Consider the following 16,485-nt stretch of genomic DNA (forward strand, 5'->3'; position numbering starts at 1 on the left):
GGTAACCGGAGGCGGCGGCCCCGGATCGGGGCGGGTCACCCGGGCGGCCCCGGGCGCGGGCCGGGGTGAGCCGGTGGTGGATAGTGGTGGGGTGACTTCAGCCGTGCCATCCCCCCGCACCGAAGCCGGCCCCGCGTCTCCTCTGCCGGCCGCCGGCCGCCGCAGCCTGGCCACCGCCCTGCTCCTCGGCTCGGCGGGCGCCGCCGTCGTCCTCCTCGCCAGCCGCCAGGGCTGGGCCGAGGGCACCGCCGCGGTGGCCGGCGGCCGCTTCCCGCTCACCGCCAAGGGCAGCGACGTCACCGGAGTGCCCGCCGCCCTCGCCATAGTCGGCCTGGCCGCCATGGTCGCCGTGTTCGCGGTACGCCGCGCCGGGCGCCTCCTGGTCGCCGCACTGCTCGCACTCAGCGGCGCCGGCACCGTCCTCACCGCCCTCCTCGCCCACCGCGACGACTCCGTCCTCGACGGCAGGGCCGCCCAGACCACCGGCAACACCGCCGCCACCGTCGAGTCCCTCACCCACACCCCCTGGCCGTACGTGGCCGCCGCCGGCGGGCTGCTGCTGCTGATCGCCGGCCTCCTCGCCCTGCGCTACGGCAGCCGCTGGCCCGGCATGTCAGGCCGCTACGAACGCGACGGCGCCCCCCGCACCCGCCGTACCCGCCCCGTCGACCCGGACCGCCCCGAGGACCTGTGGAAGGCCCTGGACCGCGGCGAGGACCCCACCACCACCTGACCACCGCACCCGCCCCACCCCCGTGCTCGTGCGCCCGCGCCGGTACGGGACAATGGTCGCCGGAGCGTGGGCGAGCACCGGCAGCACAGCGCGAACAGCACGTCCTGACGAGCACGTACACCAAGCACGTACAACAGCAATCGAGGAGCAAGCCATGGCGGGCAGCAGCCACCACGGACACACCCCGGCCGCCTGGACCGGCGTCATCATCGCGTTCATCGGTTTCTGCGTCGCGGGTGCCTTCATGGTCATGGCCAAGCCCGTCGGGTTCTGGGCCGGCATCGGCGTGATCCTGCTCGGCGGCCTGGTCGGCGGCATCATGCACCTCGCCGGCATGGGCCAGCACCGGACCCCGAACCGCTCCGCCACCGCCGAGAGCTGACCCGCACCCGCGGCCGTACGACGGCGGGCCTCCCGGAAGCACCAGGAGGCCCGCCGCGCGTGTTCCGCCGGTGCCCACGGCCCACCGGGCGGCACCCCGGACCGCGGGGCACAATGCCAGGGTGACCGCCGAACCCGCCGCCGCCCGCGAGCCGACCGCCCGCGCCACCGCCCCCGGTGAGCCGCCCGCCGTGCCGCGCCCGGCGGGTCCCCGGCCCGCCGCCCCCGACCTGGTCGGCGGCGGGCGCACCGCGGCGCACCGGCTGCTGGTGCCGCTCGGCGTACTGGCCGCGGTCGCCGGCGCCTTCGCCTACGTCGGCACCGTCGACCCCAACCAGCCCGGCCACTATCCGGCCTGCCCGCTGCTGCGCTACACCGGTGTCTGGTGCCCCGGCTGCGGCGGACTGCGCAGCGCGCACGCCGTCGTCCACGGCGAGTTCGGCGCCGCGCTCGGCGCCAACGCGCTGGCCGTCGCCGGCTATCTCGCCTTCGCCGCCTGCTGGGCGCTGTGGGCGGTGCGCTCCGTACAGGGCCGACCGCTGCGGTTCGATCCGCCGCCGGCCGTGCTCTGGGGCCTCGGCGCCCTGCTCACCGTCTTCACGGTGGTGCGGAATCTGCCCTTCGGCGGCTGGCTGCACCCGTGATCGACAGCCCGCCGTCCAGCCCGTGGGACCTCGGCCGCCCGGATGCGGGCGAGTGCCCCGGCTGCGGATACCATCGCTGGTACAGGCCGATCGCCGGACTCAGGACCATCGACGGGAAGCCAGGAACAGGACAGGAAAGGGGACCGCTCGCGTGAGTGTGCTCGACGAGATCATCGACGGAGTCCGTGCCGACCTTGCTGAGCGGCAGGAGCGCGTCGGCCTCGACGAGTTGAAGGAGCGCGCGGCCAAGGCCCCCGCCGCCAAGGACGGTGCGGCCGCCCTCCGCGGCGACGGCGTCAAGGTGATCTGCGAGGTCAAGCGGTCCAGCCCGTCCAAGGGCGCGCTCGCCGCCATCGCCGACCCGGCGGCCCTCGCCGCGGACTACGAGGCGGGCGGCGCCGCCGTCATCTCCGTCCTCACCGAGCAGCGGCGCTTCGGCGGCTCCCTGGCCGACCTGGAGGCGGTCCGCGCCAAGGTCGACGTCCCCGTCCTGCGCAAGGACTTCATCGTCACCTCGTACCAGCTCTGGGAGGCCCGCGCCTACGGTGCCGACGTGGTGCTGCTGATCGTGGCCGCGCTGGAGCAGCCCGCGCTGGAGTCCCTGGTCGAGCGCGCCGAGTCCATCGGGCTGACGCCGCTGGTCGAGGTGCACGACGAGGACGAGGTGGAGCGCGCGGTGGACGCCGGCGCCAAGGTGATCGGCGTCAACGCCCGCAATCTGAAGACCCTCAAGGTCGACCGGGACACCTTCGAGCGGGTCGCCCCCGAGATCCCTGGGCACATCGTCCGCGTCGCCGAGTCCGGCGTCCGCGGCCCGCACGATCTGATCGCCTACGCCAACGCCGGCGCGGACGCGGTCCTCGTCGGGGAGTCCCTGGTCACCGGCAAGGACCCGAGGACCGCGGTCTCCGACCTGGTCGCGGCGGGCGCCCACCCGGCCCTGCGGCACGGCAGGAGCTGACCTCCGCGATGCCCCTGTCCGCCCTGGCCCCCGGTTGCCGACCGCGTGGCTGCCGCGCCCCGGCCCGCCGGGTCCGCGGCCGCCGGGTCCGGTACCACATCGGTTCCGAGCCGGGCCAGATCAACGGAATGCGATGGCAGAGCGCCCCCACGAGGGGCGCGGGACGGTACTGAGTCCGCGGCTCCGCCGCGTCGCCGCGAGCGGGCACACACGGCTCGCGGCCGAGTAACCACCCCTGCCCCCACGGCGTTTGTCACCCGAGAAGACCCACCGTGAGGTTCCCGCATGTCCAGTGACTGCTTCATCCCCGATCCAGACGGGCAAGTCCCCAGCGCCGAGGGGTACTTCGGCGCATACGGCGGCATGTTCATCCCGGAGGCGCTGGTCGCCGCCGTGGCCGAGGTCGCCGCCGAGTACGACAAGGCCAAGTCCGACCCCGGGTTCGCCCGTGAACTCGACGAGCTGCTGGTGCACTACACCGGCCGCCCCAGCGCCCTGACCGAGGTGCCGCGGTTCGCCGAACACGCCGGTGGCGCCCGGGTGTTCCTCAAGCGCGAGGACCTCAACCACACCGGCAGCCACAAGATCAACAACGTACTGGGGCAGGCCCTGCTGACCCGGCGGATGGGCAAGACCCGCGTCATCGCGGAGACCGGCGCCGGGCAGCACGGCGTCGCCACCGCCACCGCCTGCGCCCTCTTCGGCCTCGACTGCACCGTCTACATGGGCGAGATCGACACCGAGCGGCAGGCCCTCAACGTGGCCCGGATGCGGATGCTCGGCGCCGAGGTCGTCGCCGTGAAGTCCGGCTCGCGCACCCTGAAGGACGCCATCAACGAGGCGTTCCGCGACTGGGTCGCCAACGTCGACCACACCCACTACCTGTTCGGCACCGTCGCCGGACCGCACCCCTTCCCGGCGATGGTCCGCGACTTCCACCGCGTCATCGGCGTGGAGGCCCGGCGGCAGCTCCTGGAGCGCGCCGGGCGGCTGCCGGACGCGGCCGTGGCCTGCGTCGGCGGCGGCTCCAACGCCATCGGCCTCTTCCACGCCTTCATCCCCGACGCCGGCGTCCGCCTGATCGGCTGCGAACCGGCGGGCCACGGCATCGCCACCGGCGAGCACGCGGCCACCCTCACCGCGGGCGAGCCCGGCATCCTGCACGGCTCCCGCAGCTATGTCCTCCAGGACGACGAGGGCCAGATCACCGAGCCGTACTCGATCTCCGCGGGCCTGGACTACCCGGGCATCGGCCCCGAGCACGCCTACCTCAAGGACAGCGGCCGCGGCGAGTACCGGGCCGTCACCGACGACGAGGCGATGCGGGCGCTGCGGCTGCTCTCCCGTACCGAGGGGATCATCCCGGCGATCGAGAGCGCGCACGCACTGGCCGGGGCCCTCCAGGTGGGCCGCGAACTCGGCCCCGAGGGGCTGATCGTGATCAACCTCTCCGGCCGCGGCGACAAGGACATGGACACGGCCGCGCGGTACTTCGGCCTGTACGACACGGACACCGCGGTGGCCGCGGACGCCGGTGCGGGCGACGCCGCCGAGATCGAGGGGGACGCCAAGTGAGCGGCAACATCAGGCTGTTGGAAGACACACTGGCCGCGGCGAAGGCCGAGCACCGCGCCGCGCTGATCGCCTACCTCCCGGCCGGCTTCCCCACCGTGGACGGCGGCATCGAGGCGGTGAAGGCGGTACTCGACGGCGGCGCCGACGTGGTCGAGGTGGGCCTGCCGCACAGCGACCCGGTGCTCGACGGGCCCGTCATCCAGACCGCGGACGACATCGCGCTGCGCGGCGGGGTGCGGATCGCGGACGCCCTGCGCACGGTCCGCGAGGCCCACCGCGCCACCGGCAAGCCCGTCCTGGTCATGACGTACTGGAACCCGATCGACCGGTACGGCGTGGAGCGGTTCACGGCGGAGCTGGCCGAGGCCGGGGGAGCCGGGTGCATCCTGCCCGACCTGCCGGTCCAGGAGTCCGCTCTGTGGCGTGAGCACGCCGAGAAGCACGGGCTGGCCACGGTCTTCGTGGTGGCCCCGAGCAGCCGGGACGAGCGGCTCGCCACCATCACCGCGGCCGGTTCCGGCTTCGTCTACGCGGCCTCGCTGATGGGCGTCACCGGCACCCGCGCCTCGGTCGGCGCCCAGGCCGAGGACCTGGTCCGGCGCACCCGGGCCGGCACCGAACTGCCGGTCTGCGTGGGCCTCGGGGTGTCCGACGCGGAGCAGGCCGCCGAGGTGGCCGGTTTCGCGGACGGCGTCATCGTGGGCTCCGCCTTCGTCAAGCGGATGCTGGACGCGCCGGACGAGGCGGCGGGCCTGGCCTCGGTCCGCGAACTGGCCGGGGAACTGGCCCGAGGGGTGCGCCGCAGGGCGTGACACGCACCGCGGGTAACTCTTCCGGGTGGTCCTGAAGCGGGGAGGCACGCTGCTGCCTCCCCGCTTCGTTTGCGGGGTGTGAGTGACAACAACCGTAGGGGAAAGCGCACCGCCCGCGAGCGACTGGCCGCGCAGCGGGAGCGGGAGAAGTCCCGGGAGAAGCGCCGCCGGACGCTGATCGTCTCGGGTGCGGTGGTCGGCGTGCTGGCGCTGGCCGCGGTGGGCGGAGTGATCGCGGCCAATTCGGGCGGCGGCAGCAGCAAGCAGGCGGGCCCGGTCGTCGCGCCGCAGGGCGCCACCGGCAAGAACGGGCTGGCCATCCCCGTGGGCCAGGAGTCCGCCAAGTCCACCCTCACCATCTGGGAGGACTTCCGCTGCCCCGCCTGCAAGCAGTTCGAGGACACCTACCGCGCCACGATCCACGAGTTGACGCGGTCCGGGCAGTTGAAGGTCGAGTACCACCTGGCCACCCTGATCGACCAGAACATGGGCGGCAGCGGCTCCCTGCACGCGGCGAACGCGGCGGCCTGCGCCCAGCAGGCCGGAAAGTTCCCCGCCTACCACGATGTGCTCTACGAGAACCAGCCCGCGGAGACCACCGACTCCTTCGCGGACAACGCCAAGCTGACGGGGCTGGCGCAGAAGGTGCCCGGCCTGGACACCCCGTCCTTCCGCTCCTGCGTCGACGACGGCACCCACAACAGTTGGGTGGGCAAGTCCGACCAGGCCTTCCAGAAGGGCGGCTTCGGCGGCACGCCCACCATCCTGCTCAACGGCAAGGACATCTACTCCGACCAGAAGAACCCGCTCACCCCGCAGAAGCTGAAGCAGATGGTGCAGGCCGCGGACAAGGCATGACGGCGGCGCACCGGGGATGAGGGCGGGGCACGGACGGGCGGCGCGTTATGGAGCCGTAGCACGCGGAATTCCCGCGTCGCCGTCCGGCACGGTAGCGTCGGGCGTGCCATGGACCTTGCCTTCATCCCCAGTCCCTCGCGCGGAGTGCTGCACCTCGGCCCCCTTCCGCTGCGCGGCTATGCGTTCTGCATCATCATCGGCGTCTTCGTAGCCGTCTGGATCGGCAACCGGCGCTGGATCAAACGCGGCGGCCGCTCCGGCACGGTCGCCGACATCGCGGTGTGGGCGGTGCCGTTCGGCCTGGTGGGCGGCCGGCTGTACCACGTGATCACCGACTACCAGCTCTACTTCAGCGAAGGCCGGAACTGGGTCGACGCCTTCAAGATCTGGGAGGGCGGCCTCGGTATCTGGGGCGCCATCGCGCTCGGCGCCGTCGGCGCCTGGATCGGCTGCCGCCGCCGCGGCATCCCGATGCCCGCCTACGCGGACGCCATCGCCCCCGGTATCGCCCTCGCCCAGGCCTGCGGCCGCTGGGGCAACTGGTTCAACCAGGAGCTCTACGGCAAGCCCACCGACGTCCCCTGGGCGCTGAAGATCACCTCCACCACCGACGGCCGCGTCCCCGGCACCTACCACCCGACCTTCCTCTACGAGTCGCTGTGGTGCGTCGGCGTCGCCCTCCTGGTGATCTGGGCGGACCGCCGCTTCAAGCTGGGCCACGGCCGCGCCTTCGCCCTGTACGTCGCCGCGTACTGCGTGGGCCGCGGCTGGATCGAGTACCTGCGGGTCGACGACGCGCACCATGTCCTCGGTCTGCGGCTCAACGACTGGACGGCGATCGGCGTCTTCGTGCTCGCCGTCGTCTATCTGGTGCTCTCGGCGAAGCTCCGCCCGGGCCGCGAGGAGACGGTGGAACCGGGCGCCGAGTCCGACGCGGCGGAAGCGGAGAAGGCCGGCGGGAAGAAGGCCGAGAAGGGCGCCGGCTCCGGCAAGGCAGCGGCGTCCGAAGCCCCCGAGGCCTCCGAAGCCGCTGAGAAGGCGGACGTGACGGCCGAAGAGAAGGCCGAGGATGCCGGGGACAAGGACGGCGAGAAGGCGGCCGCGCCGGCCCGGGAGGGCTGACCGCTCAGGGAGTGGCACCCGTCGCCCCCGCCCGCTCCGCGTATGCGAAGGGCGCCGGACCTCGCGGCCCGGCGCCCTTTGTCATGCCCGCCGTGCCCGCTCCGTGCTCACCGAGGGTCAGCGGACAGTCGGCCTCCGCCCCCGGCTCCCGGTCGCCGTTCGCGTCGAAAGCCCTGCTCCGAGGCCCGGTACCCACCGTGCCCGGGAGGCCGCGGAACGTCCGAAAGCGCAGGTAAGTACGGCCTTCCTTGCTGGCGGCGGCGGATTTTCGTGCGTATTTTCGACGGCATGGCGATCATCGAGACCGAAGCCGCACTCCACGAGGCCCACCGGGACAACCACACCCACCGTGATGTGAACGGGGGCTGGCTGCGCCCCGCGGTCTTCGGGGCGATGGACGGACTGGTCTCCAATCTGGCCCTGATGACGGGTGTCGCGGGCGGCGCCGTCTCCCAGCAGACCATCGTGATCACCGGTCTCGCGGGCCTGGCCGCGGGTGCCTTCTCCATGGCGGCCGGCGAGTACACCTCCGTCGCCTCGCAGCGCGAACTCGTCCTGGCCGAACTGGACGTGGAGCGCCGGGAGTTGAGCCGGCACCCGCAGGACGAGGAGCATGAGCTGGCCGCGCTGTACGAGTCCCGCGGGGTGGAGCCGGAGCTGGCCCGGGAGGTCGCCCGGCAGTTGTCCAAGGATCCGGAGCAGGCCCTGGAGATACACGCCCGCGAGGAGTTGGGCATCGACCCGGGGGATCTGCCCTCGCCGACCGTGGCGGCGGTCTCCTCCTTCGGTTCCTTCGCGCTGGGTGCGCTGCTGCCGGTGCTGCCCTATCTGCTGGGTGCCAGTGCGCTGTGGCCCGCGGTGATGCTGGCGCTGGTGGGGCTCTTCGGCTGCGGTGCGGTGGTGGCCCGGGTGACCGCGCGCTCCTGGTGGTTCAGCGGGCTGCGGCAGTTGGCGCTCGGTGGGGCGGCGGCAGGTGTGACGTATCTCCTGGGCGCGCTGTTCGGCGCGGCCGTAGGATAGACGGCGCGCCACTATACGAAGCCTCGTATAAGCAGCCATATCCGGTGGTTTCAATCTGACGGGCCCCGGGCATGAGCCGTAAGCGCCGCGGGCAATGAAGCCCGCCGAGATCGCAGGACCCCGTCCCTCCCGGGACCCTTCCAGAACCTCTGGCACCACCCGGTGCAGTAACTCCGCCGTACCGCGGGCCTTTGTGGTCCGCTCCACCCGGGCGTCGCTCCGTCCGGTGGATCCTTCCTGCTCACAGCCGTGCGCGGGAGTTCCGCACCCCCTCCCGGTGTTCGCATGTTGGAACCGAGTATCCAGTTTTCGAGAATCGCTCCATCATGTAACCTGCACCAGATTTAGCCAAGGGCCAACGTCGTCCCTGGGCCTTCCGCCTTCAGGACGTGGTCGTCCGGGAGGCACCCCCCAGCCCCGACGACGACGGGAGAGCCGATGCGTACGCCGCGCCAGCCGTCCCCGCATCCCGCGCCCCGCACCTGGGCGCATATGGATGCCCGCCCTGCCGCCCAGGGCATGTACGACCCGCGTGACGAGCACGACGCCTGCGGTGTCGGCTTCGTGGCGACCCTCACCGGAGAGCCGAGCCATACGCTGGTCGAGCAGGCGCTGACCGTACTGACCAACCTCGAACACCGTGGTGCCACCGGCTCCGAGCCGGACTCCGGTGACGGGGCCGGCATCCTCTCCCAGGTCCCCGACGCCTTCCTCCGCGAAGTGGCCGGATTCGACCTTCCCGCGGCCGGTGCCTATGCGGTAGGGATCGCCTTCCTTCCGCAGGTCGGCACCGACTCCGCCGCCGCCCGGGTCGAGGAGCTCGCCGCCGAAGAGGGCCTCACTGTTCTCGGCTGGCGCGAGGTGCCCGTCGCCCCGGCGCTGCTCGGCGCCAGCGCCCGCGCCACCATGCCCGCCTTCCGCCAGCTCTTCGTGGCCGACGCCGACGGCACCGCCCGGGACATCGCCCTGGACCGCCGGGCCTTTGTGCTGCGCAAGCGCGCCGAACGTGAACTCGGCGTCTACTTCCCCTCGTTGTCCGCCCGCACCATCGTCTACAAGGGCATGTTGACCACCGGCCAGTTGGAGCCGTTCTTCCCCGATCTGTCGGACCGCCGTTTCGCGTCCGCCGTCGCCCTGGTGCACTCGCGGTTCTCCACCAACACCTTCCCGAGCTGGCCGCTCGCCCACCCGTACCGCTTCGTCGCGCACAACGGCGAGATCAACACCGTCAAGGGCAACCGGAACTGGATGCGGGCCCGTGAGTCGCAGCTCGCCTCCGGCCTCTTCGGCGAGGGCGGCCTGGACCGGATCTTCCCCGTCTGCACCCCCGACGCCTCCGACTCCGCGTCCTTCGACGAGGTCCTGGAACTGCTGCACCTCGGCGGGCGCTCCCTGCCGCACTCGGTGCTGATGATGATCCCGGAGGCCTGGGAGGGGCACCCCGTCTCCACCCCGGAGGACGCCGCCCGGCGCGCCTTCTACCAGTACCACTCCTCGATGATGGAGCCCTGGGACGGTCCGGCCTGCGTCACCTTCACCGACGGCGTCCAGGTCGGCGCCGTCCTCGACCGCAACGGGCTGCGCCCCGGCCGCTACTGGGTCACCGACGACGGGCTGGTGGTGCTCGGCTCCGAGGTCGGCGTACTCGACATCGACCCGGCCAGGGTCGTCCGCAAGGGCCGCCTCCAGCCCGGCCGGATGTTCCTGGTGGACACCGCCGAGCACCGCATCATCGAGGACGAGGAGATCAAGGCGTCCCTCGCCGCCGAACAGCCCTACCAGGAGTGGCTGGAGAGCGGTGAGATCGGTCTGGGGGACCTCCCCGAGCGCGAGCACATCGTGCATACTCACGCCTCCGTCACCCGCCGCCAGCAGACCTTCGGCTACACCGAGGAGGAGCTGCGGGTCCTGCTCGCGCCGATGGCGAAGGCCGCCGCGGAACCGATCGGCTCGATGGGCACCGACACCCCCATCGCCGCCCTCTCCGACCGCCCCCGCCTCCTCTTCGACTACTTCACCCAGCTCTTCGCGCAGGTCACCAACCCGCCGCTGGACGCCATCCGGGAGGAACTGGTCACCTCGCTGCGGTCCTCCCTCGGCCCGCAGGGCAATCTGCTGGAGCCGACCGCCGCGTCCTGCCGCAGCGTCACCCTGCCGTTCCCGGTGATCGACAACGACGAGCTGGCCAAGCTCATCCACATCAACGCCGACGGCGACATGCCCGGCCTGACCTCGGTCACCCTCTCCGGTCTTTACCGCGTCTCCGGCGGCGGCACCGCACTCGCCGAGCGCATCGACGAGATCTGCGCCGAGGCCGACACCGCCATCGAGAACGGCGCCCGCCTGATCGTCCTCTCCGACCGGCACTCCGACGCCGAGCACGCCCCGATCCCGTCCCTGCTGCTCACCGCCGCCGTCCACCACCACCTCATCCGCACCAAGCAGCGCACCCAGGTGGGTCTGCTGGTGGAGGCCGGCGACGTCCGCGAGGTGCACCATGTGGCGACGCTCATCGGCTTCGGCGCCGCCGCCGTCAACCCGTACCTGGCGATGGAGTCCGTCGAGGACCTGGTGCGCGCCGGGACCTTCCTCGCCGGGATCGAGGCCGAGCAGGCCATCCGCAATCTGATCCACGCCCTCGGCAAGGGCGTGCTCAAGGTGATGTCGAAGATGGGCATCTCCACCGTGGCCTCCTACCGCGGCGCCCAGGTCTTCGAAGCGATCGGCCTGGACGAGGAGTTCGTCACCCGGTACTTCGACGGCACCACCACCAAGATCGGCGGCGTCGGCGTCGACGTGATCGCCCGGGAGGTCGCCGCCCGCCACGCCAAGGCGTACCCGGCCTCCGGGATCGCGTCCGCGCACCGCGCGCTGGACATCGGCGGCGAGTACCAGTGGCGCCGCGAGGGCGAGCCGCACCTCTTCGACCCGGACACCGTCTTCCGGCTCCAGCACTCCACCCGCGCCCGCCGCTACGACATCTTCAAGAAGTACACGGACCGGGTGAACGAGCAGTCCGAGCGGCTGATGACGCTCCGCGGCCTCTTCGGCTTCGACTCGGGCCGCGAGCCCGTCGACCTCGACGAGGTCGAGCCGGTCTCCGAGATCGTCAAGCGCTTCTCCACCGGCGCCATGTCGTACGGCTCCATCTCCAAGGAGGCGCACGAGACGCTCGCCGTCGCCATGAACCGGCTCGGCGGCAAGTCCAACACCGGTGAGGGCGGCGAGGATCCGGACCGCCTCTACGACCCGGTGCGCCGCTCCGCGATCAAGCAGGTGGCCTCCGGCCGCTTCGGCGTCACCTCCGAGTACCTGGTCAACGCCGACGACATCCAGATCAAGATGGCGCAGGGCGCCAAGCCCGGCGAGGGCGGCCAACTCCCCGGCCACAAGGTCTATCCGTGGGTCGCCGGCACCCGGCACTCCACCCCCGGCGTCGGCCTGATCTCGCCGCCGCCGCACCACGACATCTACTCCATCGAGGACCTCGCCCAGCTCATCCACGACCTCAAGAACGCCAACCCGGCGGCCCGCATCCACGTGAAGCTGGTCTCCGAGGTCGGCGTCGGCACCGTCGCCGCCGGTGTCTCCAAGGCGCACGCCGATGTGGTGCTGATCTCCGGCCACGACGGCGGCACCGGCGCCTCCCCCCTGACCTCGCTCAAGCACGCCGGCGGCCCCTGGGAGCTGGGCCTCGCCGAGACCCAGCAGACGCTGCTGCTCAACGGGCTGCGGGACCGCATCGTGGTGCAGACCGACGGCCAGTTGAAGACCGGCCGCGATGTGGTCGTCGCCGCGCTGCTCGGCGCCGAGGAGTTCGGCTTCGCCACCGCGCCGCTGGTCGTCTCCGGCTGCGTCCTGATGCGCGTCTGCCACCTCGACACCTGCCCCGTCGGTATCGCCACCCAGAACCCGGTGCTGCGCGAGCGCTTCACCGGCAAGGCCGAACACGTGGTGAACTTCTTCGAGTTCATCGCCGAGGAGGTCCGCGAGATCCTCGCCGAGCTGGGCTTCCGCTCCGTGCAGGAGGCCGTCGGCCACGCCGAGGCACTCGATGTGGGCCGCGCCGTCGACCACTGGAAGGCACAGGGCCTCGACCTGGCGCCGCTGCTGCACGTACCCGAACTGCCCGACGGCGCCGTCCGCCACCAGCTCGTCGCCCAGGACCACGGACTGGCCAAGGCCCTCGACAACGAGCTGGTCCGGCTGGCCGCCGACGCCCTGAACGCCGAGTCGGACACCGCCGCCCAGCCGGTACGCGCCCAGGTCGCCATCCGCAACATCAACCGCACCGTCGGCACCATGCTCGGCCACGAGGTGACCAAGCGGTTCGGCGGCGCGGGACTGCCCGACGACACCATCGACATCACCTTCACCGGCTCCGCCGGCCAGTCCTTCGGTGCGTTCGTACCGCGCGGGATCACCCTGCGGCTGGAGGGCGACGCCAACGACTACGTCGGCAAGGGGCTCTCCGGCGGCCGGATCGTGGTCCGCCCGGACCGCGGCGCCGACCACCTCGCCGAGTTCTCCACCATCGCCGGCAACACCATCGCCTACGGCGCCACCAGCGGTGAACTCTTCCTGCGGGGCCGCACCGGCGAGCGCTTCTGCGTCCGCAACTCCGGTGCCACCGTGGTCTCCGAAGGGGTCGGCGACCACGGCTGCGAGTACATGACCGGCGGCCACGCCGTCGTCCTCGGCCCCACCGGACGCAACTTCGCGGCCGGTATGTCCGGCGGCACCGCCTATGTGCTCGACCTGAACCCCGACCACGTCAACCCGGGCAACGCCGCCGCCGTCGAGCCCCTGGACGACACCGACCGGCGGTGGCTGCACGACGCGGTGCGCCGCCACCACGAGGAGACCGGCTCCACCGTCGCCGCCAAGCTCCTCGACGACTGGGACGCGGCCACCCCCCGCTTCAGCAAGATCATCCCCAGTACGTACAAGGCAGTGCTCGCCGCCAAGGACGCCGCCGAGCGGGCCGGTCTCTCCCCGACCCAGATCACCGAGAAGATGATGGAGGCGGCGACCAATGGCTGATCCCAAGGGCTTCCTCAACCACGGCCGCGAGGTCGCCGAGACCCGCCCCGTCGGCGAGCGCGTACACGACTGGAACGAGGTGTACGTCCCCGGCTCCCTGCTGCCGATCGTCTCCGAGCAGGCCAGCCGCTGCATGGACTGCGGCATCCCCTTCTGCCACAACGGCTGCCCGCTCGGAAACCTCATCCCCGAGTGGAACGACTACGCCTACCGCGGCGACTGGCAGGCCGCCTCCGAACGGCTGCACGCCACCAACAACTTCCCCGAGTTCACCGGCCGGTTGTGCCCCGCGCCCTGCGAGTCGGCGTGCGTCCTCGGCATCAACCAGCAGCCCGTCACCATCAAGAACGTCGAGGTCTCCATCATCGACCAGGCCTGGGAGGGCGGCGGCGTCGCCCCCCGCGCCCCGGAACGGCTCTCCGGCAAGACCGTCGCCGTCATCGGCTCGGGCCCCGCCGGCCTGGCCGCCGCCCAGCAGCTCACCCGGGCCGGCCACACCGTCGCCGTCTACGAGCGCGCCGACCGCATCGGCGGCCTGCTCCGCTACGGCATCCCCGAGTTCAAGATGGAGAAGCGGCACATCAACCGCCGTATCGAGCAGATGCGCGCCGAGGGCACCAAGTTCCGCACCGGCGTCGAGATCGGCCGCGACATGGAGGCCACCAGCCTCCGCAAGCGCTACGACGCCGTCGTCATCGCCGCCGGCGCCACCGTCTCCCGCGACCTGCCCGTACCCGGCCGGGAGCTGAACGGCGTCCACTTCGCCATGGAGTACCTGCCGCTCTCCAACAAGGTGCAGGAGGGCGACCTCGTCCAGCCGCCGATCACCGCCGAGGGCAAGCATGTCGTCGTCATCGGCGGCGGCGACACCGGCGCCGACTGCGTGGGCACCGCCCACCGCCAGGGCGCCGCCTCCGTCACCCAGCTGGAGATCATGCCCCGCCCCGGCGAGGAGCGGAGCGACGGCCAGCCCTGGCCGACGTTCCCCCTGCTGTACAAGGTGACCTCCGCGCACGAGGAGGGCGGCGAGCGGGTCTACTCCGTCTCCACCACCCACTTCGAGGGCGACGGGGACGGCAACGTGCAGTGGCTGCACCTCACCGAGGTCGAGTTCGCCGACGGCCGCCCCGTCCCCAAGCCCGGCACCGAGCGCCGTATCCCCGCCCAACTGGTCACCCTCGCCATGGGGTTCACCGGCACCGACCGCTCCAACGGGCTGGTCGAGCAGTTCGGCCTGGACGTCGACGAGCGCGGCAACATCGCCCGCGACGCCGACTTCCAGACCAATGTGCCCGGGGTGTTCGTCGCCGGTGACGCCGGCCGCGGGCAGTCACTCATCGTGTGGGCCATCGCCGAGGGCCGCTCCGCCGCCCGCGGCGTGGACCGCTTCCTCACCGGGGCCAGCGACCTGCCCGCCCCCGTCCACCCCACCGACCGGGCCCTCACCGTCTGAGGCCCACCACCGTCCCGTACAACGGCGTACGGAACATGAACGCGGCGCCCGCCTCGTCCCCGACCGGACCATGCGGGCGCCGCGCCGCGTCCGGTCCGGTGTGCCGTTTCGACCGCGCATTTATTGTTTTCCGGACTTCCCCGGGTGGGGCTCAACGGCGGGACAGGGGATTTCAGCGATGCTGTTCCCCGTAATCCCCCTCAGAAGGAGAAAACGCATGGCCACCGGAACGGTGAAGTGGTTCAACTCGGAGAAGGGCTTCGGGTTCATCGCCCAGGACGGCGGCGGCGCCGACGTCTTCGCGCACTACTCGAACATCAACGCCTCGGGATTCCGTGAGCTCCTGGAGGGCCAGTCGGTCACGTTCGACGTGGTCCAGGGCCAGAAGGGCCTTCAGGCGGAGAACATCGTTCCGGCCTGAACCGCCGAGACGAACCTCCGTGGACGGGGCCCGCACCCACCCGGTGCGGGCCCCGTCCCGTGCCCGCCGCTCAGGTGTCCACGTCCAGCACCGTCCGGCACAGCCCGCACCGCGCCCGCACCCGCCCCCGTACCGGCACCCGGATCCGCTGCCCGCAGGTCGGACAGGGGAACGACACCCGCGGCGGTGAACCGGGCTCGAAGCGGTAGGGCCCCGCGGCCGGATCCGTCGCCCGGCCCTGGAGCGCCAGCCTCCGCTCCCGCGCGTAGCGCCGCCGCCCCACCCAGCCCGCGGCCGCCAGCGGCGGCAACCGCCCGTCGAGCCGCGCCCGCTCCGCACCCCGCACATAGGCCGAGTACGCCTGCGCGCTGGTGAACCACGGCGAGGGATCCTCCCCGAACACGTCCGCCCGCTTCGCCAGTACGAAACCGAATTCCTCCGGCGTCAGATAGCCCAGCTTCTGCGAGGACATCCCGTCCTCCCGGAAAGCGTCCAGCAGCAGCCAGCCCGCGCCCAGATAAGCGGTCACCGTGTCGGTGAGGATCTCGTTGTCCCGCACCCCGTCGAAAGCCAGGCCCAGCCGGTGCAGATACACATGCGCCACCTCGTGCGCCAGCGCCGCCCCGATATCCCGCCGATGGGTACGGAAACGGTCGTTCAACTCCACGAAGTACTCGGGCCCCGCGGCCAGTTCGACATTCGCCGCATGACGCATCTCCCGGAACGACACCACGAACCGCGCGTCCGGCAGCCGGAAGTGCCGCACCATCCCGGCCGCCACCCGCTGCACCCCCAGATGCAGTTCGTCGGCGTCCGCGAACGCCACATCCGCGGGCACCACACTCGACGCGAACTGCGCCACCGTGTCCGGCGACAGCCGCCGGTACAGCGCCGTGATCGCGGCCCGTACCGTCGCCAGATGCGGGAACCCGTGCTCCACCGGCCCACCGTCCGCCACGCGCCCACCCTCCCTACCAGGGAACCGCACTCACCCTAGGGCGTGCCCGTCCTGCCATCCGGGCACTCCGGAAGCACCGCCTCCGTCCCACGTAGGGTGCCCCTCATGACCACCAGTGACGCCGACCGCCCGTCCTCCGTCGAGCCCGTGGAGGCGGGTGACGCGGTCGACCCCGCGGTCCGGGCCGAGCTGGGACGGCTGCGGGACAGCATCGACAACATCGACGCCGCAGTCGTCCATATGCTCGCCGAACGGTTCAAGTGCACCCAGCAGGTCGGCCACCTCAAGGCCGCGCACCGGCTCCCGCCCGCCGACCCGTCCCGCGAGGCCCAGCAGATCGCCCGCCTCCGCAGCCTCGCCGAGAACGCCAAACTCGACCCGGCGTTCGCGGAGAAACTCCTCAACTTCGTCATCGCCGAAGTGATCCGCCACCACGAGCGCATCGCCGACACCAGCGCCCCGACCGCCGGCCGGTAGCCCCACCACCGCCGCCCGCCACCGCCG

At 72.0% G+C, this 16,485-nt stretch carries 15 protein-coding genes; 14 read left to right on the plus strand and 1 reads right to left on the minus strand.

The genetic code is table 11. The features are described from left to right. The first annotated feature begins 91 nt into the window (after positions 1–91). The 13 genes from ACFVST_RS22300 to ACFVST_RS22360 all read left to right on the plus strand — a co-directional run bounded on the left by ACFVST_RS22300 (position 92) and on the right by ACFVST_RS22360 (position 15,023). Entirely contained in the window at positions 92–733 is a 642-nt protein-coding gene (locus ACFVST_RS22300) for a TIGR02234 family membrane protein (RefSeq protein ID WP_390154720.1), read from the plus strand. 154 nt (positions 734–887) lie between these two features. Continuing rightward, positions 888–1,115 (plus strand): HGxxPAAW family protein, encoded by a 228-nt coding sequence (locus ACFVST_RS22305; RefSeq protein ID WP_390154723.1) that lies wholly within the window; start codon positions 888–890, stop codon positions 1,113–1,115. 229 nt (positions 1,116–1,344) lie between these two features. Then, positions 1,345–1,758, plus strand: a complete 414-nt coding sequence (locus ACFVST_RS22310) for a DUF2752 domain-containing protein (RefSeq protein WP_390154800.1) — start codon at positions 1,345–1,347, stop codon at positions 1,756–1,758. A 151-nt stretch (positions 1,759–1,909) separates the two neighbouring features. Beyond that, on the plus strand, positions 1,910–2,719 hold the full coding sequence (trpC, locus tag ACFVST_RS22315; RefSeq protein WP_390154726.1) for an indole-3-glycerol phosphate synthase TrpC: 810 nt from the start codon (positions 1,910–1,912) through the stop codon (positions 2,717–2,719). 8 nt (positions 2,720–2,727) lie between these two features. Then, on the plus strand, positions 2,728–2,892 hold the full coding sequence (trpM, locus tag ACFVST_RS22320; protein WP_390154729.1) for a tryptophan biosynthesis modulator TrpM: 165 nt from the start codon (positions 2,728–2,730) through the stop codon (positions 2,890–2,892). Between the two features lie 112 nt (positions 2,893–3,004). Further along, positions 3,005–4,294, plus strand: coding sequence for a tryptophan synthase subunit beta (gene trpB / locus ACFVST_RS22325; protein WP_390154731.1), 1,290 nt, complete (start codon positions 3,005–3,007; stop codon positions 4,292–4,294). Continuing rightward, positions 4,291–5,106 (plus strand): tryptophan synthase subunit alpha, encoded by an 816-nt coding sequence (gene trpA / locus ACFVST_RS22330; RefSeq protein ID WP_390154733.1) that lies wholly within the window; start codon positions 4,291–4,293, stop codon positions 5,104–5,106. Before trpB ends, trpA begins: the two co-directional genes overlap by 4 nt. A 78-nt stretch (positions 5,107–5,184) precedes the next feature. Then, positions 5,185–5,964: a DsbA family protein gene (locus ACFVST_RS22335; protein WP_390154736.1), complete on the plus strand. Its 780-nt coding sequence runs from the start codon at positions 5,185–5,187 to the stop codon at positions 5,962–5,964. Positions 5,965–6,072: 108 nt separating this feature from the next. Beyond that, the gene (gene lgt / locus ACFVST_RS22340) at positions 6,073–7,086 is read left to right on the plus strand and encodes a prolipoprotein diacylglyceryl transferase (RefSeq protein ID WP_390154739.1); all 1,014 of its coding nucleotides are present in this window, start codon (positions 6,073–6,075) and stop codon (positions 7,084–7,086) included. A gap of 288 nt (positions 7,087–7,374) precedes the next feature. After that, on the plus strand, positions 7,375–8,106 hold the full coding sequence (locus ACFVST_RS22345) for a VIT1/CCC1 transporter family protein (protein WP_390154742.1): 732 nt from the start codon (positions 7,375–7,377) through the stop codon (positions 8,104–8,106). Between the two features lie 438 nt (positions 8,107–8,544). After that, entirely contained in the window at positions 8,545–13,149 is a 4,605-nt protein-coding gene (gene gltB, locus ACFVST_RS22350) for a glutamate synthase large subunit (protein WP_390154745.1), read from the plus strand. Beyond that, entirely contained in the window at positions 13,142–14,602 is a 1,461-nt protein-coding gene (locus ACFVST_RS22355; protein ID WP_390154747.1) for a glutamate synthase subunit beta, read from the plus strand. Before gltB ends, ACFVST_RS22355 begins: the two co-directional genes overlap by 8 nt. A gap of 217 nt (positions 14,603–14,819) precedes the next feature. Continuing rightward, on the plus strand, positions 14,820–15,023 hold the full coding sequence (locus tag ACFVST_RS22360; protein ID WP_390154750.1) for a cold-shock protein: 204 nt from the start codon (positions 14,820–14,822) through the stop codon (positions 15,021–15,023). A gap of 70 nt (positions 15,024–15,093) precedes the next feature. Here the strand turns inward: ACFVST_RS22360 and ACFVST_RS22365 are convergent, their stop codons facing one another. Further along, positions 15,094–15,981, minus strand: coding sequence for a hypothetical protein (locus ACFVST_RS22365; RefSeq protein WP_390154753.1), 888 nt, complete (start codon positions 15,979–15,981; stop codon positions 15,094–15,096). 105 nt (positions 15,982–16,086) lie between these two features. On the opposite strand from ACFVST_RS22365, the gene ACFVST_RS22370 reads away from it, so the two are divergent. Next, on the plus strand, positions 16,087–16,458 hold the full coding sequence (locus ACFVST_RS22370; protein WP_390154756.1) for a chorismate mutase: 372 nt from the start codon (positions 16,087–16,089) through the stop codon (positions 16,456–16,458). Positions 16,459–16,485 lie beyond the last annotated feature (27 nt).

Origin of the sequence: Streptomyces sp. NPDC058045, assembly GCF_042885635.1 — a bacterium.
Classification (GTDB): domain Bacteria; phylum Actinomycetota; class Actinomycetes; order Streptomycetales; family Streptomycetaceae; genus Streptomyces.

Coding starts and splice junctions, on each gene's coding strand:
- ACFVST_RS22305 (WP_390154723.1), top strand. CDS start 888: ATGGCGGGCAGCAGCCACCACGGACACACCCCGGCCGCCTGGACCGGC.
- trpM (WP_390154729.1), top strand. CDS start 2,728: ATGCCCCTGTCCGCCCTGGCCCCCGGTTGCCGACCGCGTGGCTGCCGC.
- trpB (WP_390154731.1), top strand. CDS start 3,005: ATGTCCAGTGACTGCTTCATCCCCGATCCAGACGGGCAAGTCCCCAGC.
- lgt (WP_390154739.1), top strand. CDS start 6,073: ATGGACCTTGCCTTCATCCCCAGTCCCTCGCGCGGAGTGCTGCACCTC.
- ACFVST_RS22345 (WP_390154742.1), top strand. CDS start 7,375: ATGGCGATCATCGAGACCGAAGCCGCACTCCACGAGGCCCACCGGGAC.
- gltB (WP_390154745.1), top strand. CDS start 8,545: ATGCGTACGCCGCGCCAGCCGTCCCCGCATCCCGCGCCCCGCACCTGG.
- ACFVST_RS22355 (WP_390154747.1), top strand. CDS start 13,142: ATGGCTGATCCCAAGGGCTTCCTCAACCACGGCCGCGAGGTCGCCGAG.
- ACFVST_RS22360 (WP_390154750.1), top strand. CDS start 14,820: ATGGCCACCGGAACGGTGAAGTGGTTCAACTCGGAGAAGGGCTTCGGG.
- ACFVST_RS22370 (WP_390154756.1), top strand. CDS start 16,087: ATGACCACCAGTGACGCCGACCGCCCGTCCTCCGTCGAGCCCGTGGAG.